The sequence below is a fragment of the Psittacicella melopsittaci genome, assembly GCF_003585925.1.
Taxonomy (GTDB): Bacteria; Pseudomonadota; Gammaproteobacteria; order Enterobacterales; family Psittacicellaceae; genus Psittacicella; species Psittacicella melopsittaci.
In genome coordinates this window covers 1-18413 of record NZ_NRJH01000004.1, presented here as the reverse complement: position 1 = coordinate 18413, position 18413 = coordinate 1, and the positions used below count along the sequence as shown (strand labels likewise).

Here is an 18413-nt window from a genome sequence, read left to right as displayed (position 1 = left end):
CCTCTTTACCATACTCCCCCCCCACCCCCACAAAAAAAAGACAGCCCTTGCGGACTGTCTTCACTAATTAATTATTATTTACTGTTGTTTTCTTTTTTCAGTTGTTTATATTTTCCATAGGTGTACTTTCTGCATGCCTCAATAAATTTATCAAAATCTAATGGGTTGATGCCTAAAGCCATTACTCTTGCTTTAACCTCATCTCGGTATTGAGCATGAGCACTAGGATCAGTATATTTGCTCGGATCATAATCCTCGAGAATTTCTTTAACAACTATATCACAGGTTTCCAGTTTGAATACACCAGAATGCTCGAGAACAATTACATCTTCACTAGTAAGCGTATATTCTTGTTCCGTACTTTGGGCATTTCTGTTGTTTCTACTTTCAACTAAGATTGCACTATTATTGCTCTTTTCATCACTTGAAATCGGAGTTCCTGTTTTAACATCACGACCAGCGTCACGAACAGCTTGATATTTATAGTCCTCGTGACCTTGTCCCTTACGACCAACTCTTCTTTCTTTCTCACCACAGTTGTAGATAGAGAGGCGACAGATAATTGTACGTCCATTAGGAATGTTAGTACTGTTAGTAAAACTATTACTTTGGTTAACAATTGAGTTGTTGTAAATAATAGTTTGGTTATCTGCCACAAAGGACGAGTCAGTTAAGTTAACGTGATCACCAGTAATATTAGTTTCTCCTTTAGGAGAGGTAATACTTGTATTAGTTACCGTCACATTACCGTCTGGGTTGTGAATAATCACATCACCAGACGAAGTCGTGAGGTTAGTATTATTTAAGGTAATATTACCTGGAACATAAATAGGTTCTTCACCCTCTTCAAGTGTTGAAGGTACGTATATATCAATAGACTTATTGAACGATACGTTTGAAGCATTAATCACAATATCTGGGGCTGTGATATTGAGAATCTCACCTGTAATATTCGAATTCGAAATATTTACCGCTCCACTTGGAGTAGAGAAGGTAGTATCAGGTGAACTCATGTTAGCTCCCGTTATTGAAGCATTACCTTCACTAGAAACAATTGAGATGTTGTGATGTGAAGTTACGCATGTATTAGTAATGTTAATATCAGCTTTACTATCTACATCCAACGCACTTGTTGTAATGTTGGTGTTGCTTACTGTAAGTTCGCCACTGTTGTCAATTCTCACTTTACTATTCGAGGTAGCTGTTGCTTGTGGATCTACTAAGTTAGAACCAATTACCGCAACATTACCGCCTGCAGTAATGTTAATGCTTGCTCCAGTAACATTAGTATTAGTTACATTTACCGCTCCGTTTGGAGAAGAAATGGTTGTATCTGGAGAAGTTACGCTAGTATTTGCAAGACTAATATTACCTTGAGCAGCCACTAATGACACATTAGTATTAGCAACTAAATTAGTGTTATCGCTGAGGTTAATTGCAGATTTAGCATCTACATCTATATCAACCGGAGCGGTAATATTGGTGCTCGCGATATTAACGCTTTCATTTGCTGAGTAAATACGTACTTTAGACGCAGAGTCAAGAGTTGAACCTTGAGTGATATTAACTGCTTGTTCTGCAATTACCTTAACTTCACCATTTGCGGTAGTTAAGTTAGTTGCACTTATATCAATACCACCTTGAGTTGCTTGTACCTTAACTCCTTGGCTACCAGAAACATTGCTGTTTGCTACGCGAGCCTTGTCTTGAGCGGTAATCTCAACTACACCACTAGTTGCGGTTACATTTGCTCCCTCAACTGTAGTTGCACCCTTAGTTGCATTAACGGTAACGTTTTGGGCTGCGGTTACATTAGTACCATTACCTAGGTTAGCTCCTTGCTCACCAGTTACATTTACCGAGCCCGTAGTCGCAGCTACATTAGTAGCATTAACACTTGCCGTGCCATTAATTGCTCTTACGTTTACGGCATTGTAGGCAGCTACATTACTGTTAGTTAGAGAAGTATTCTCTTGAGCAGTAAAGTTAACTGTACCACTAGCTGCAGTTACATTTGCACCCTCAACGCTAATTGAACCGTTAGTTGCATTAACTGTAACGTTTTGGGCAGCTGTTACTGTAGTACCGTTTCCGAGGTTAGCACCTTGCTTACCAGTAACATTAACCGAACCTGTAGTAGCAGCTACATTAGTAGCATTAACACTTGCCGTACCATTAGTTGCTTCTACATTTACCGCATTGTTTGCTGCTAGGTTACTGTTGCTTACGCTTACATTAGCTTGAGCAGCAATGTTCACGCTTGCATTAGTGCTGAGGTTACTGCTATTCACAGTTACGGAACCATTTGCAGAATCAAGCGTTAGAGCTGTTTGCGCACTGAGGTTCGAAGCATTTAGGTTAACGCCTTGGTTACCTGTGAAGCTTAGAGCATTTTCAGTAGTGAAGTTAGAAGCTTCCCCACTGATTGTGCCGTTAGCCTTCACGGTAACTCCAGCTTTACCAGTAACATTGCTGTTACTTACGCTTGCATTAGCTTGAGCAGTAAGGTTCACATTTGCATTAGTGCTGAGGTTACTGCTATTCACAGTTACCGCACCATTTGCAGATGCTAGAGTTACATTATCTTGAGCTGTAACACTAGTGTTAGCTAGAGTTACTCCTTCTTTACCTGTAACTGTTACATTGTTTGCTTGTGATACTAAGCTTGCGTTGCTTACTTGCGTATTTCCAGCTGTAGTCTCAAGAGTTACGTTGCCTGTTGCTGTAACAGTTGCGTTAGCTACTGTAGTTGCATTTGGACTTGTGAGCGTAACTGTGCTTGCTTTAATGCTAGAGTCAACTACTGTTGCTTTATCACCTGCACTTAAAGTTAGATCGCTGTTAGTTTCAACTTTAGTTTGGTTTTCGAGGGTAATATTACCTTGGCTTGCGCTAATTTGCGTTGGCGTGTAGTTAGTTACACTTGTTGCATTAAGTGTTACATCACCTGCCGTAGCATTAATTATCGCTTTACCTGAGTCATCACCCTGGAAGCTCGAAGTTGTGAGGCTAACATTGTTACCTGTTACATTTAAGTGAGCTGCTTGGCTAACTGTAGAGTTAACTACTTTAACATCTCCACCTTGAGCTAGGATGCTTACGCTTGCATTTGTTCCAGCTGTAGCGCTAATACTTGTGTTATCTAGGTTAGTATCCTTACCTTTAACTACCACTTGACCGTTTTGTTTCGCAGTAGCTACAAGGCTCGCACCTGCAACACTTGTAGTAGCATTGGCAGTTAGGCTTAAGTTCTCACCTTTAACTTGACCTGCAGTTACTGAGAGGTTGTTTGCATTTAAGGCAACATCACCGTTTTCAGAAACTAGGTTGGTTGCGTTAGTAGTGAGGTTGTCTTTAGCACTTAGAGTAACTGCTTTAGTACCATTAATCGTACCACCAGTTAAGCTTATATTAACTGCACTTAAGGAAGCATTTTCTGCATTAACATTGAGACCTTGGCTGGTAATGGTGGTTGCATTCACCGCCACATTGTTAGTTGCATTTAAGTTAGCTCCGTTAGTTACGCTAAAGTTAACTGTTTCTATACCTAGGTTAGAAGCAATAACTGTTGCGTTGTCATTTAAGCTTAGATTTGGAGCAGTGAGATTAATCGATCTTACTGCAGTTAAGGTACCATTGTTTACTACTACACTACCATTTGGTGATGCAAGGTTGAGATCACGACCTGCTTGATAACTGCTATTAGTCGAAGTTAGCTCTTGGTCCCCTGTAACACTTAAATCACCATGGGTTGTTACTAAAGTAGAACCAGTAATCGTTGTGTTTTGGGTTGCTAATGTTCCTAAGGAGATTTCTTGGTTAGCGGTAATTGCCGAAGCATTTACGCTAATGTTGCTCGCTTGAACATTTACGCTACCTTGACTTGTAGTAAAGTTAGAGCCATTAGACACGTCTACGCGCGTTGCACTTATATTGAGATCATCACGGCTAGCAATTAAGGTGTTATTTGCCTCAAATTCATTTGCCGTAACTTTGAATGCACCTTGGTTAGCATAAACTTTAGCGTCAGCTAAGCTTACACAGCCCGCAGTTGCGCAGAAGACTACATCTGTAGTGTTCGACTGATAAGTACCACCTGTAGCAACTAGATTGTTTTGTGCCTCAACATTTACTTGGCGTTGTGCACTAATGCCTGACTGGCTGAGGTTAACCTCTCCTGCAACAGCTAGTACACTTGCATTACCATTTTGGGCAATAACCGTTGCATTTGGTAGAGATACATTACCTGTACGCGCACTCACGCTTACATTGTTAGCCGCGGTAATTAACGAACCTTGACCTTGAATAATGTTACCTACTACATTTTGCTCTGCGGCAACAACTACATCACCTGCAGTTGAGCTGAGAGGCGAAGCACTAATGCTTACATTAGCTTGCGTTGCTTGTAAGCTAATATTGCCTTGAGCAGTAATTGCAGCCTGGTTGAGACTTACGTCTCCACCTTCAAGAGCCACTGCACCTGTAGCGGTAGTGAGGCTATTGTTCGTCACGCTGAGGTTGTTACCTGCTTTAAGGTTAACATCAGCACGAGTTGTTAAGCTACCATTAGCTACACTGAGGTTGTTCACTGCGGTTAGATTAATTGCACTTTGTTCACCTGAAGTGGTTAAGTTTGAAGCTTCAAGGCTAATGTTATTGGCGTTGAGAGCTAAACTATTTACCGAACTTACATTAGTGTTAGTGAAATTAATGTTATTAGCAGCACTCACAGCTACGCTAGTTGCATTGATGTTCGAACCTGTAGCGGTGAAGTTAGCTTGCGCATCCTTGCTGGTGAACTCTACATTACCCTTAGTTGCATAAGCATTGGAGTTAGCAAAAGTAATTGAAGCATTAGCTGTCATTACCACATTAGCGTTGCTTGAGTTGTAATTACCGCCCGAAGCTGCAATTGCTCCTCTGCTTGCAGTTACGCTAACGTTATTAGTTGCCGATACTCCCGAAGAGTTTAAGTCCACATTCTCACCTGCAGTTACTACTGCATTATCTCCTGCCTCAATTTGCGCATTTGGTAAGGACACATTACCTTGAGCTGTCACTGTGATATTACCTTGTTCTGCAGTAAGGATAGCTTTTTCACCCTCTTGCGTAATACCAATAATATCTTGTTCTGCTCTTAAGCTAATATTTCCTGTTGTTGCGGTAATTGGCGAAGCTGAGAAAGTAAGGTTATTGCTTGCTGTTGCCGTTACATCGCCAGCCTTAACTTGCGTTTGACTTAGGGTAATATTGCTTGCACTTAAGCTTGCATTACCTGTTGCTGTCACTGCAGAGTTGTTGCTGAGGCTGAGGTTGTTTTGCGCTTTGAGACTAACTTGAGAGTCAGTACCCGTCGCATTAACTAGGCTGTTATTTACCTCAATGTTTTGTGCGGTAATCTCCAGGCTTTGACATGCGGTAATATTGCTGCTTGTTGCACTTACATTAATGCCTGCTTGAACATTAACAGTGCCGTTAGCTGCACTAATATTGCTATTAGTTGTGCTGATATTACCATTTGCAGCCTTGAGATTAACTCTTGCATCTTGTGCCTGAGCACTTACATTAGTTGCCTTGAGGTTCAGGTTGTTAGTTGCATTTAAGTCAACTGTACCTGTAGTTGCCTCTACCTTGCTGTTGTTAAGGTTGAGATCACTTGCTGCCTCAATAGCAACATCTGTAGCTGCTTTAACCTGAGTATTAGTTAGGTTAACCGTATCACCTGTTACACTCACGTTTTGTTCATGGGCATTAACTTGACTGTTAGTTAAGTTAACTCCTTGACTTGCCGTGAGGTTCACACTTGTTGCGGCATTAACTACACTGTCTGCAAGATTAATCTCTTGTCCTTGCACAAATGTAGAGCTTTGTTGTGAAGTTAGGTTCAGAGCATTAGCATTTACTTGCCCTTGTGCTTTAACTTCAATTGAGCCATTTGCTACTAGAGTAGCATCTGTTGCTTCTACATTGGTTTGCGTTGCATTTACACCAATGGTTGTCCCTGCATTAAGCACAGCGCTATTTAAGCTTACGCTTTGCGCCGTGAGGTTAATAGATCTCTCTGCACGAATATTTTGCGCATTAGAAATATTAACTGTACCTTGCGGTGCACTTAGGTTGAGGTCTAAACCTGCATGAATTTGTGTTTGTGAAACATTAACAAAGTTATTGCCACTTACACTTACATTACCTTGGCTTGCGTTTAGGCTTGCTCCCGTAATGTCTGTAGCTTGGGTGTTAGTATCACCTAAAGAAATATCTCCTTTAGTTGCCCCTAAACTACCTTGGTTAATTGCAATAGTTTCCCCACGCACAAAGGTGTGGTTCGCTGCTTGAGCAGTTGTACTGCTTAAGTTCACTGCTTTAGTTGCAGCAATAGTGATGTTCTCACCAGTTGCATTAACTGTAGCTTGACTTACCGTTACATTTGCTCCAGCTAGAGTTACAGCTGTACCACAAACAACCGAGCTATTAGTGATATTTAACTCAGCGCTTGCTGTAGCGTTAACTTCACCTTGGCTTGACACAGCTGAAGTGTTGTCAAGGTTAATGTTTTTCGCTTTAAGGTTAAGAGCCTCATTACTTCTAATGCTTGAGTTAGTTGCATTGATGTTCTCACCTACATTAATCGCTACGCTATTAGCAGCTATGTTCGAGTTAGTTGCAATTAGGCTACTTGAGGTAGTGTTAATTACAACTTTACCGTCAGTTGCAGTTGCGGTGAGGTTAGTACCTACAGCATTAATGTCACCTGCAGTTGCTGTTACATTAACTTCATTTACTGCTGTTACTACCGAGCTGTTTAAGTCAACAGCTTGACCTGCCGTAATTGCCGCACGATCTCCTGCCGTTACATTAGCATTAGGTAGAGAAACATTACCAGCTTTAGCTGTAACTGTTACATTACCTCTGCTTGCGTTGAGTTCAGATTTACCACCCTCAACGGCAATACCTTGGATGTTTTGCTCTGCCGTTAAGCTAATGTCACCTTCGTTCGAAGTAATTGGTGAAGCTGTGAAAGTAAGGTTGTTAGAAGCACTTACACTCACATTGTTAGTTGCTGTAACTGTAGTTTGATTTAGAGTTACATCAACACCCGTTAAGCTTGCATTACCTGTTGCTAGAACCTGTGAACCATTGCTGAGGTTGAGGTTATTAGCTGCTGTAAGAGTTACATTAGCCTTGTCACCTGTAGCATTAACGAGAGAGTTATTTAGGTCAATGTTATTTGCCTCAATATTGAGTGACTCTCTTGCGGTAATGTTGGTGGTAGTTGCATTAACGTTTTGGGCAACTTTAACATTTACGCTACCTGCAGTTGCACTAATGTTGCTATTGTTTGCCGTGAGGTTGCCTGTAGTTGCAGTTAGATTAACTTTAGCACCCTCTGCATTAGCCGCTACATTAGAGTTATCTAGGTTGAGCTCTTGGTTCGCAGTAAGCTCTACATTACCTGTAGTTGCACTAACTGTAGAGTTAGTTGCGTTAAGGTTGTTAGAAGCACTTACGTTTACATGACCTTGAGCCGTTACTGTACTGTTGGTTAAGTTAACATCTGTACCACTTAGACTTGTGTTACCTGAAGTTGCATTAACCTTGCTGTCAGTAACTTCTAGTTTACTTGTAGCGGTTACATTAGCATTAGTTGCACCTGTTACTTGAGCTTTAGTTAGAGTTACATCCGCACCTGAAACCTCAGCATCACCAGTTGTTGCAGTAACTGTAGTGTTAGTTGCAGTTAAGCTACCAGTTGCAGAAACGTTAGCGTTAACCTTAGCTGTTACTGTGCTGTTAGTTAGTGCTACCTCTGCACCTGTAACTGTTGCGTTACCTGCAGTTGCGTTAACTTTAGTATCAGTTGCAGTTAAGCTACCTGAAGCAGTTACATTAGCATTGTTTGCACCTGTAACTTGAGCTTTAATTAGAGTTACATCTTCACCTGAAACTTGAGCGTCACCAGTTGTTGCAGTAACTGTAGTGTTAGTTGCTGTTAAGCTACCAGTTGCTGAAACGTTTGCATTAACTTGAGCTGTTACACAGCTGTTAGTTAGAGCTACCTCTGCACCTGTAACTGTTGCGTTACCAGCAGTTGCGTTAACTTTAGTATCAGTTGCTGTTAAGCTACCTGAAGCAGTTACATTAGCATTGTTTGCACCTGTAACTTGAGCTTTAGTTAGAGTTACATCCGCACCTGAAACCTCAGCGTCACCAGTTGTTGCAGTAACTGTAGTGTTAGTTGCTTCTAACTTGTTAGTTGCTGAAACATTAGCATTAACGTTAGCCGTTACTGAGCTGTTAGTTAGAGTTACATCTGTACCTTTAACATCAGCATTACCAGTTGTTGCGGTTACGCTGGTGTTAGTTGCTTCTAACTTGTTAGTTGCTGAAACATTAGCGTTAACGTTCACTGTTACTGTGCTGTTAGTTAGAGTTACATCAGCACCTTTAACATCAGCATTACCAGTTGTTGCTGTTACGCTTGTGTTAGTTGCTTCTAACTTGTTAGTTGCTGAAACGTTAGCGTTAACGTGAGCTGTTACTGTGCTATTAGTTAGAGTTACATCTGCACCTTTAACATCAGCATTACCAGTTGTTGCGGTTACACTTGTGTTAGTTGCTTCTAACTTGTTAGTCGCTGAAACATTAGCGTTAACTTCAGCTGTTACTGAGCTGTTAGTTAGAGATACCTCTGCACCTTTAACATCTGCATTACCAGTTGTTGCTGTTACGCTTGTGTTAGTTGCTTCTAACTTGTTAGTTGCTGAAACGTTAGCGTTAACGTGAGCTGTTACTGTGCTATTAGTTAGAGTTACATCTGCACCTTTAACCTCAGCATTGCCAGTTGTTGCTGTTACGCTTGTGTTAGTTGCTTCTAACTTGTTAGTTGCTGAAACATTAGCATTAACGTTTGCCGTTACTGAGCTATTAGTTAGAGTTACATCTGCACCTTTAACATCTGCATTACCAGTTGTTGCTGTTACGCTTGTGTTAGTTGCTTCTAACTTGTTAGTTGCTGAAACATTAACGTTTGCACCTTTAACTTGAGCTTTAGTTAGAGATACATCAGCTCCTTTAACTGTAGCATTACCAGTTGCTGTAACTGTTGTATTAGTTGCAGTTAAGGTACCAGTTGCATTAACACTTGCATTACCTTGAGCTGTTACACAGCTGTTAGTTAGAGCTACCTCTGCACCTGTAACTGTAGCATTTCCTGTAGTTGCAACTAGGCTAGAGTTATTTGTTTCTAGTTTATTAGTTGCTGTTACGTTTACATTGCTATTAGCTGTAACGCTTGTATTCGCAAGAGTTACATTAGTTGCAGTTAGCGTTGCATTACCTTTAGCTTCAACTTTAGAGTTGTTGCTGAGGCTGAGGTTGTTGCTTGCATTTAAAGTAATGTCAGCATCAGTACCTGTAGTGGTAATTGAAGTATTAGAACCAGTAATGTTGTTTGCATTAATGCTAATTGCATTAGCTGCAGTTAGATTACTGTCAGTTGCATTTACATCTTTACCAACTTTAACGTTAATTCCAGCTGTAGGCGAGTAAACGCTTACATTGTCTAGAGTTAAGGTACCGTTAGTTGGGTCCTCTGCTGAGAAGTTAACATTTGCATTTGCTGATTTATAACTACCGTTAGTTGCTGTAATAGCACCTTGGCTTGAGTTTACATCAATGTTTTGCTCAGCATTAGCGTTTGCGTTAGTTAAGTTAATGTCATTAGTTGCATTAACTGTTACGCTACCTTCTTTAGCTGTGAGGCTCGCATTAGGTAGACTTAAGTTCTCACCTGCTTTAACAACAATGTTTTGTTTTGCGGTTAACTCAGAGCCTTTACCGTCTACTACTGCACCTGTAATGTTCTTCGCAGCGGTGATAGTAATGTTGTTACCTGAGTTAATTGGTGATGCACTAAAGCTTACATTACCAGCTGTAGCATCTACAGTTACATTACCATTTGTAGTGTTTACTGTAGTCTCGCTTAGAGTTAGATCACCTGCTTTAGCTACTAGGCTAGCGTTACCTGTAGCATCAATGCTTGTGCCATTAGTTGCTTTAAGTGCCTTAGCAGCTGTTAACTCAACATTAGAGTTAGCACCAGTTGCATTAACTGTTGTGTTGTTGAGGTCAATGTTTTGGGCATTAACTACGAGGCTATCACGCGAAGTGATGTTAGTAGTAGTTGAGCTTACATTGTTACCTACATTTACATTAACACTGCCGTTAGTTGCACTAATGTTAGCGTTAGTTGTAGTTAAGTCACCTGTAGTTGCAGTTACATTAACCTTAGCTCCTTCAGCATTAGCTGACACACTTGAACCATTTAAGGTTACGTTGTTTTGTGCACCTAAATCTGCATTACCAGTTCTCGCGATCACACTTGTATTTGTGAGGCTTAGGTTTTGTGTTGCAGTTAAGTTTGTTGCTGTTGCATTAACGGTAGAGCTATTTAAGCTTACATTTGTTGCTGAAACAAATGCGTGTTCACCTGCAGTAATGTTGAGGCTAGTTGCACTTACATTACCTTTAGCTTTAACTTCAACCGAAGAGTTTGCTACTAAAGTAGCGTTATTAGCTTCAACATCAGCAACTGTAGCATTTAAACCTATAGTAGTTGCAGCATTTAATCCACTGTTGTTGAGGATAATGCTTTGCGCTGTAAGGTTAATAGATCTATCAGCACGGATATTGTCGCTATTAGTGATATTAACTGTACCCTCTGGAGCACTGAAGTTAATATCTTTACCAGCTTTAACTTTAGTACCAGTAACATTCACAAAACTATTGCCACGTAAGCTTACATTACCTGCAACAGCTGTGAGGTTGCTACCTGTAACCGCAGTAGTTGCCGTAGTTTCATTACCGAGAGAGATGTCTCCGGTCGTTGTTGCTAGGTTAGTGTTGTTTACTACTAGAGCTTTACCACGTACCAGAGCGTTATTGCTTGCTGAAGCATTAACACCTGTTAGGCTAACTGTTTCATTTGCGGTAATGGTGAGGTTGTCACCTGTAGCCTTAACTGTAGCTTGGTTAACTCTTACGTTATCACCTGCTAGAGTTACTGATGTACCACAAACTACCGAACCATTAGTGATATTTAACTCTGCGGTTGCTGTAGCGTTAACTTCACCTTTAGCTGACACTGCTGCAGTGTTGTCAAGGTTAATGTTTTTCGCTTTAAGGTTAAGAGCTTCATTACTTCTAATGTTTGAATTAGTTGCATTGATGTTCTCACCTACATTAATTGCTACGGTGTGAGCAGAGATATTGCTATTAGTTGCAATTAAGCTTGCCGTTGTAGCATTCACTACTACTTTACCGTCTTGTGCAGTTGCAGTGAGGTTAGTACCTACAGCATTAATGTCACCTGCAGTTGCAGTTACATTAACTTCATTTACTGCATTAACTACCGAGCTGTTTAAGTCAACCGCTTTACCTGCAGAGATTACTGCACGGTTACCTGCATTAACATTAGCATTAGGTAAGGTTACATTACCTGTTTGTGCTGTTACGCTTACATTACCTTTAACAGCATTTAATTGTGATTTATTAGCAGCTGTAGCTTCACCGTAAACATTATTACCTGCAGTTAAGGTGATATCACCTTCGTTAGAAGTAATTGGCGAAGCGGTAAAGGTTAGGTTGTTACTTGCTGTCGCATTTACATTCTTAGTTGCAGTTACAGTTGTTTGACTTAGAGTTACATCTGTACCTGTTAAGCTTGCATTGCCTGTTGAAGTAACACTTGTACCATTACGTAAGCTTAGGTTTGCTTTAGCGGTTAGGCTAACATCTGCATTAGTACCTGTAGCATTAACTTCAGTACTATCTAGATCGATATTTTTAGCATCTATCTCTAGAGCTTGGTTCGAAGTAATATTCGAACTTGTAGCTGAAACATTATTACCTACAGTAACGTTTACGCTACCTAAGGTTGCGGTAATGTTGGCGTTAGTTGCGGTTAAGTCACCGTTAGTTGCACTTAGGTTAACTTTAGCACCTTCTGCATTTGCAGCTACATTAGTGTTATTTAAGTTTAAGTTCTTATCTGCAGTTAGGTCTACATTACCTGTAGTTGCCGTAACTGTAGTGTTAGTTGCGTTAAGATTTTCTGAAGCAACTACTTTAGTATTTACTTGAGCACTTACAGTGCTGTTAGTTAATTTAACTTCAGTACCAGTTAGGCTAGTGTTACCTTTAGTTGCCTTAACTACAGTGTTAGTTGCATTAAGCTCAGCAGTAGCTGTTACATTTGCATTAGTTGCCCCTGTAACATTTGCTTTAGTTAGAGTTACGTCTGTACCTTTAACTGTAGCGTCACCTGTAGATGCTGTTACTGTTGTATTAGTTGCAGTTAAAGCACCAGTTGAGCTTAGGTTCGCGTTAACGTTCGCTGTTACACCGCTGTTAGTTAGAGTTACTTGCGCACCTTTAACATCAGCATTACCAGTTGTTGCATTAACTGTTGTGTTAGTTGCTTCTAACTTGTTAGTTGCAGAAACATTTGCGTTAACTTGAGCATCTACACTGCTGTTAGTTAGAGCTACTTGCGCACCTGTAACTGTAGCATTACCAGTTGTTGCCTTAACTTTAGTATCAGTTGCAGTTAAAGTACCTGAAGCTGTTACATTCGCATTAGTTGCACCTGTAACATTTGCTTTAGTTAGAGTTACGTCAGTACCTTTAACAGTCGCGTCACCTGCAGTTGCAGTAACTGTAGTGTTGTCTGCAGTTAAAGCATCTGAAGCTGTTACATTCGCATTCTTAGCAGCTGTTACATTTACTTTATCTAGAGTTACCTCAGCACCTTTAACATCAGCATTGCCAGTTGTTGCGTTAACTGTTGTGTTAGTTGCTTCTAACTTGTTAGTTGCAGAAACATTTGCATTAACTTGAGCATCTACACTGCTGTTAGTTAGAGTTACTTGCGCACCTGTAACTGTTGCGTTACCAGTTGTTGCCTTAACTTTAGTATCAGTTGCAGTTAAAGTACCAGAAGCTGTTACATTAGCATTAGTTGTACCTGTAACATTAACTTTAGTTAGAGTTACGTCAGTACCTTTAACAGTCGCATCACCTGCAGTTGCAGTAACTGTAGTGTTGTCTGCAGTTAAAGTTTCTGAAGCTGTTACATTCGCATTCTTAGCAGCTGTAACATTTACTTTATTTAGAGTTACCTCAGTACCTTTAACGTCAGCGTCACCAGCTTTGGCTGTAACTGTTGTATTAGTTGCAGTTAAAGTACTTGAAGCATTAACACTTGCATTACCTGCTGCTGTTACCGTGCTGTTAGTTAGAGTTACTGCAGTTCCTTTAACATCAGCATCACCAGTTGTAGCAGAAACTGTAGCATTAGTTGCAGTTAAAGTACCTGATGCATTAACACTTGCATTAACGTTAGCTGTTACACTGCTGTTATTTAGTGTTACATCCTTACCTTTAACATCCGCACTACCAGTTGTTGCTGTAACTGTAGCATTAGTTGCAGTTAAAGTACCAGTTGCATTAACACTTGCATTACCTTGTGCTGTTACTGTGCTATTAGTTAAAGCAATATCTTTTGCAGTTAAGCTTGCGTTACCTGCTTGTGCCGTAACTGTAGAGTTATCTACATTTAGCGTGTCAGTTGCAGTTAACGTTGCATTACCTGTAGCTTCAACTTTAGATTTATTGTTGAGGCTGAGGTTGTTTCTTGCATTTAAGGTAATGTCAGCCTTGTCACCTGTAGTAGTAATTGAAGTGTTAGAACCTGTAATGTTAGTTGCATTAATGCTGATTGCATCTTTTGCAGTTAAGTTACTGTCGCTTGCAATTACATCTTGACCTACAGTTACATTTACTCCGCCTGCAGTAGCAGTAATGTTACTGTTAGTTGCAGTGAAGTTACCAGCTGTAGCAGTTACATTAACTTTAGCACCTTGAGCATTTGCACTTACATTGCTGTGCTCAAGATTTACATTGTTAGTTGCATTTAATTCAACATTGCCAGTTTGAGCATTAACTTTAGTGTTAGTTAAGCTAATGTTATTGCTTGCCGTTAAGTTAGCTTCAGTTGAGGCATTAACTGTTGAATTGTTTAGAGTTACATTGCTTGCGGCAATAGCTACTCCAGCCTCACGAGAAGTAAGGTTCAGAGCTTGGCCTGTTACATTGCCTTTTGCAGCTTTAACTTCAATTGAGCCGTTTGCAACTAGAGTTGAGTTTTCTGCCTCAACATTAGTTTGTGTTGCATTTACCCCAATTGTTGTTGCTGCATTTAATACAGTGTTGTTAAATTTAACGCTTTGAGCAGTTACATTAATTGAACGCTCTGCACGTAAATTCGAGTTATTGGTGATATTAACTGTACCGTTAGGAGCACTTAAGTTAAGGTCTTGACCTGCGTTAACTGTTGTTGCAGAGAGGTTAACACCTTTATCACCTGATACACTTACATCTTTACCTGCAACTAAGCTTGTTGAGCTGAGGTTAGTTGTTTGTGTGCTTAGGTTACCTAAAGAGATTTCTCCTTTAGTTGCTTCTAAAGTACCGTCAGTTATATCAATTGAGCTACCACGCACAAAGGTGTGGTTAGCAGCATTAGCGGTAGTGCTTGTTAAGTTAACTGCTTTAGTTGCAGCAATAGTGATGTTCTCACTTGTTGCCGTAACTGTAGATTTGTTAACCGTTACATTTGCACCAGCTAGAGTTACATCTGTACCACAAACTACTGAGCTGTTAGTGATATTTAACTCTGCCGTAGCTGTTGCGTTAACTTCACCTTTAGCTGACACTGCTGAAGTGTTGTCAAGGTTAATGTTTTTCGCTTTAAGGTTAAGAGCTTCATTACTTCTAATGTTTGAACTAGTTGCATTGATGTCTTTACCTACATTAATTGCTACGGTGTTAGCAGAGATATTGCTATTAGTTGCAATTAAGCTTGCCTCTTTAGCATTCACTACTACATTACCCTTCTCTGCAGTTGCAGTTAGGTTAGTACCTACAGCATTAATGTCTCCAGCTGTCGCAGTTACATTAACTTCATTTACTGCTTTAACTACTGAGCTGTTTAAGTCAACAGCTTGACCTGCCGTGATTACCGCACGATCTCCCGCCGTTACATTCGCATTTGGTAGAGAAACATTACCAGCTTTAGCTGTAACTGTTACATTACCACTGCTTGCGTTAAGCTCAGATTTACCACCCTCAACCGCAACACCTTTAATGTTTTGCTCTGCTGTTAAGGTGATATCACCTTTGTTAGAAGTAATTGGCGAAGCTGTGAAGGTTAAGTTATTACCTGCAGTAGCCGTTACATTACCAGACGCCGTAACTGTAGTTTCACTTAGAGTTACATCTCTACCTGTAAAGCTTGCGTTACCTGTTGATACTACTTTAGAACCATTCGTTAGGCTGAGGTTATTAGTAGCATTTAAAGTAATGTCAGCATCAGTACCTGTAGTGGTAATCGAAGTGTTAGAACCTGTAATGTTAGTTGCATTAATGCTAATTGCATTATCTGCAGTTAGATTACTGTCAGTTGCATTTACATCTTTACCAACTTTAACGTTAATACCAGCTGTAGGCGAGTAAACGCTTACATTGTCTAGAGTTAAGGTACCGTTAGTTGGGTCCTCTGCTGAGAAGTTAACATTTGCAGCTCTTGAAGTATAGCTACCGTTAGTTGCTGTAATTGCACCTGAAGTAGAGTTCACATCAATATCTTTAGCAGCTGACGCACTTGCATTTGCAAGGTTAATGTTATTTTTCGCTGTAACTTCTACGCTACCTGCATTTGCCGTTAAGCTTGCGTTAGGTAGAGTTAGGTTACCACCTGCTTTAACAACAATGTTTTGTTCAGCTGTTAATTGTGAGCCTGAACCTTTAACTACTGCACCTGTAATGTTCTTCGCAGCAGTGATAGTAATGTTGTTACCTGAGCTAATTGGTGATGCACTAAAGCTTACATTACCTGCTTGAGCATCTACAGTTACATTACCATTTGTAGTGTTTACTGTAGTTTCGCTTAGAGTTAGATCACCTGCTTTAGCTACTAGGCTAGCGTTACCTGTAGCATCAATGCTTGTGCCATTAGTTGCTTTAAGTGCCTTAGCAGCTGTTAACTCAACATTAGATTTAGCACCAGTTGCATTAACTGTAGTGTTATTTAGGTCAATGTTTTGCGCATTAACTACGAGGCTATCACGTGAAGTGATGTTAGTCGTAGTTGAGCTTACATTGTTACCTACGGTTACATTAACACTGCCGTTAGTTGCACTAATGTTAGCGTTAGTTGTAGTTAAGTCACCTGTAGTAGCAGTTACATTAACCTTAGCTCCTTCAGCATTAGCTGACACACTTGAACCATTTAAGGTTACGTTGTTTTGAGCTTTAAGGTCTGCATTACCTTGGCTTGCATTAACTGTAGAGTTAGTTACTGTTAAGTTAGCTTTTGCACTTACGTTTACGTTGTCACGTGCACTTACTGTGCTGTTAGTTAATTTAACTTCATCACCTGTTAATGCAGTGTTACCTTTAGTTGCGTTAACTACAGTGTTAGTTGAATTAAGCTCACCAGTAGCAGTTACATTCGCATTAGTTGCACCTGTAACATTTGCTTTAGTTAGAGTTACATCTGTACCTGATACATCAGCATTACCTGTTTCAGCGTTAACTGTTGTATTAGTCGCTGTTAAAGCACCTGTTGAGCTTACATTCGCGTTATCTTGAGCTGTTACACAGCTGTTAGTTAGAGTTACTCCGTCACCTTTAACTGTAGCGTTACCTGCTGTAGCCTCAACTTTAGTATCAGTTGCCGTTAAGGTACCTGTAGCAGTTACATTCGCATTAGTTGCACCTGTAACATTTGCTTTAGTTAAGCTTACTTCAGTACCTGATACATCAGCATTACCTTTTGTAGCGTTAACTGTTGTATTAGTTGCAGTTAAAGCCGCAGTTGAGCTTACGTTTGCATTAGTGTTCGCTGATACACAGCTGTTAGTTAGAGTTACTCCGTCACCTTTAACGCTTGCGTTACCTGCAGTAGCGTCAACTTTAGTATCAGTTGCGGTTAAGGTACCTGTAGCCGTTACATTAGCATTAGTTGCACCTGTAACATTTACTTTATTTAAGTTTACGTCAGTACCTGATACATCAGCATTACCTGTTTCAGCGTTAACTGTTGTATTAGTTGCAGTTAAAGCCGCAGTTGAGCTTACGTTTGCATTAGTGTTCGCTGATACACAGCTGTCAGTTAGAGTTACACCTTTACCTTTAACTGTAGCGTTACCAGTAGATGCAGTTACTGTAGTGTTATTTGCTGTTAACTCACCTGAAGCAGTTACATTAGCATTAGTTGCACCTGTAACATTTACTTTATTTAGAGTTACATCAGTACCTTTAACATCCGCATCACCGTTTGCAGCTGAAACTGTTGTGTTGGTTGCTTTTAAAGTACCTGAAGCATTCACACTTGCATTACCTTCAGCTGTTACCGTGCTGTTAGTTAGAGTTACGTCAGTACCTTTAACATCAGCATCACCATCTTTTGCTGAAACTGTAGTATTAGTTGCTTTTAAAGTACCTGAAGCATTAACACTTGCATTAACTTCAGCCGTTACCGTGCTGTTAGTTAGAGTTACATCCTTACCTTTAACATCTGCACTACCAGTTGTTGCTGTAACTGTTGTGTTAGTTGTAGTTAAGGTACCAGATGCATTAACACTTGCATTAACGTGAGCTGTTACACAGCTGTTATTTAGGGTTACATTCGCACCTTTAATATCCGCACTACCAGTTGAAGCTGTAACTGTAGCGTTATCTACATTCAGATTGTCTTTTGCAGTTAGGGTTGCATTACCTGTAGCTTCAACTTTAGATTTATTGCTGAGGCTTAGGTTATTGCTTGCATTTAAGGTAATGTCAGCATCAGTACCTGTAGTAGTAATTGAAGTATTAGAACCTGTAATGTTAGTTGCATTAATGCTGATTGCATCTTCTGCAGTTAGGTTACTATCGCTTGTAATTACGTCTTTACCTACAGTTACATTTACTCCGCCTGCAGTAGCAGTAATGTTACTGTTAGTTGCCGTTAAGTTACCGTTAGTTGCGATTACATTAACTTTAGCATCTGGTGCATTCGCACTTACATTGCTATTTTCAAGGTTGATATTGTTAGTTGCATTTAAGTCAACATTGCCTGTTTGAGCGTTAACTTTAGTGTTAGTTAAGCTAATGTTATTGCTTGCCGTTAAGTTAGCCGCTGTTGAGGCATTAACTGTTGAACTGTTTAGAGTTACATTGTTTGCGGCAATAGCTACTCCAGCCTCACGAGAACTACTGTTCAGATCTTGGCCTGTTACATTGCCTTTTGCTGCTTTAACTTCAATTGAGCCTTTTGCAACTAGAGTTCATCTTTCTGCATCAACATTAGT

The 18413-nt window shown here is 40.1% G+C and carries 4 protein-coding genes; 3 read left to right on the top strand and 1 reads right to left on the bottom strand.

The window, feature by feature from the left end; all coding sequences use genetic code 11:
• Positions 1-74: 74 nt before the first annotated feature.
• Positions 75-17450, bottom strand: coding sequence for an S-layer family protein (locus CJP74_RS00440; RefSeq protein ID WP_119496307.1), 17376 nt, complete (start codon positions 17448-17450; stop codon positions 75-77).
• Between the two features lie 25 nt (positions 17451-17475).
• Here CJP74_RS00440 and CJP74_RS00435 point away from each other — a divergent pair, with 25 nt between their 5' ends.
• The 3 genes from CJP74_RS00435 to CJP74_RS08025 all read left to right on the top strand — a co-directional run.
• Positions 17476-17718 (top strand): hypothetical protein, encoded by a 243-nt coding sequence (locus tag CJP74_RS00435; protein ID WP_147397030.1) that lies wholly within the window; start codon positions 17476-17478, stop codon positions 17716-17718.
• A 93-nt stretch (positions 17719-17811) separates the two neighbouring features.
• Complete coding sequence (locus CJP74_RS00430) at positions 17812-18186, top strand: hypothetical protein (RefSeq protein ID WP_222986792.1); 375 nt, start codon at positions 17812-17814, stop codon at positions 18184-18186.
• 27 nt (positions 18187-18213) lie between these two features.
• Positions 18214-18413 (top strand): hypothetical protein (locus tag CJP74_RS08025; protein WP_222986791.1); only part of this gene is annotated, 200 nt, incomplete at its 3' end.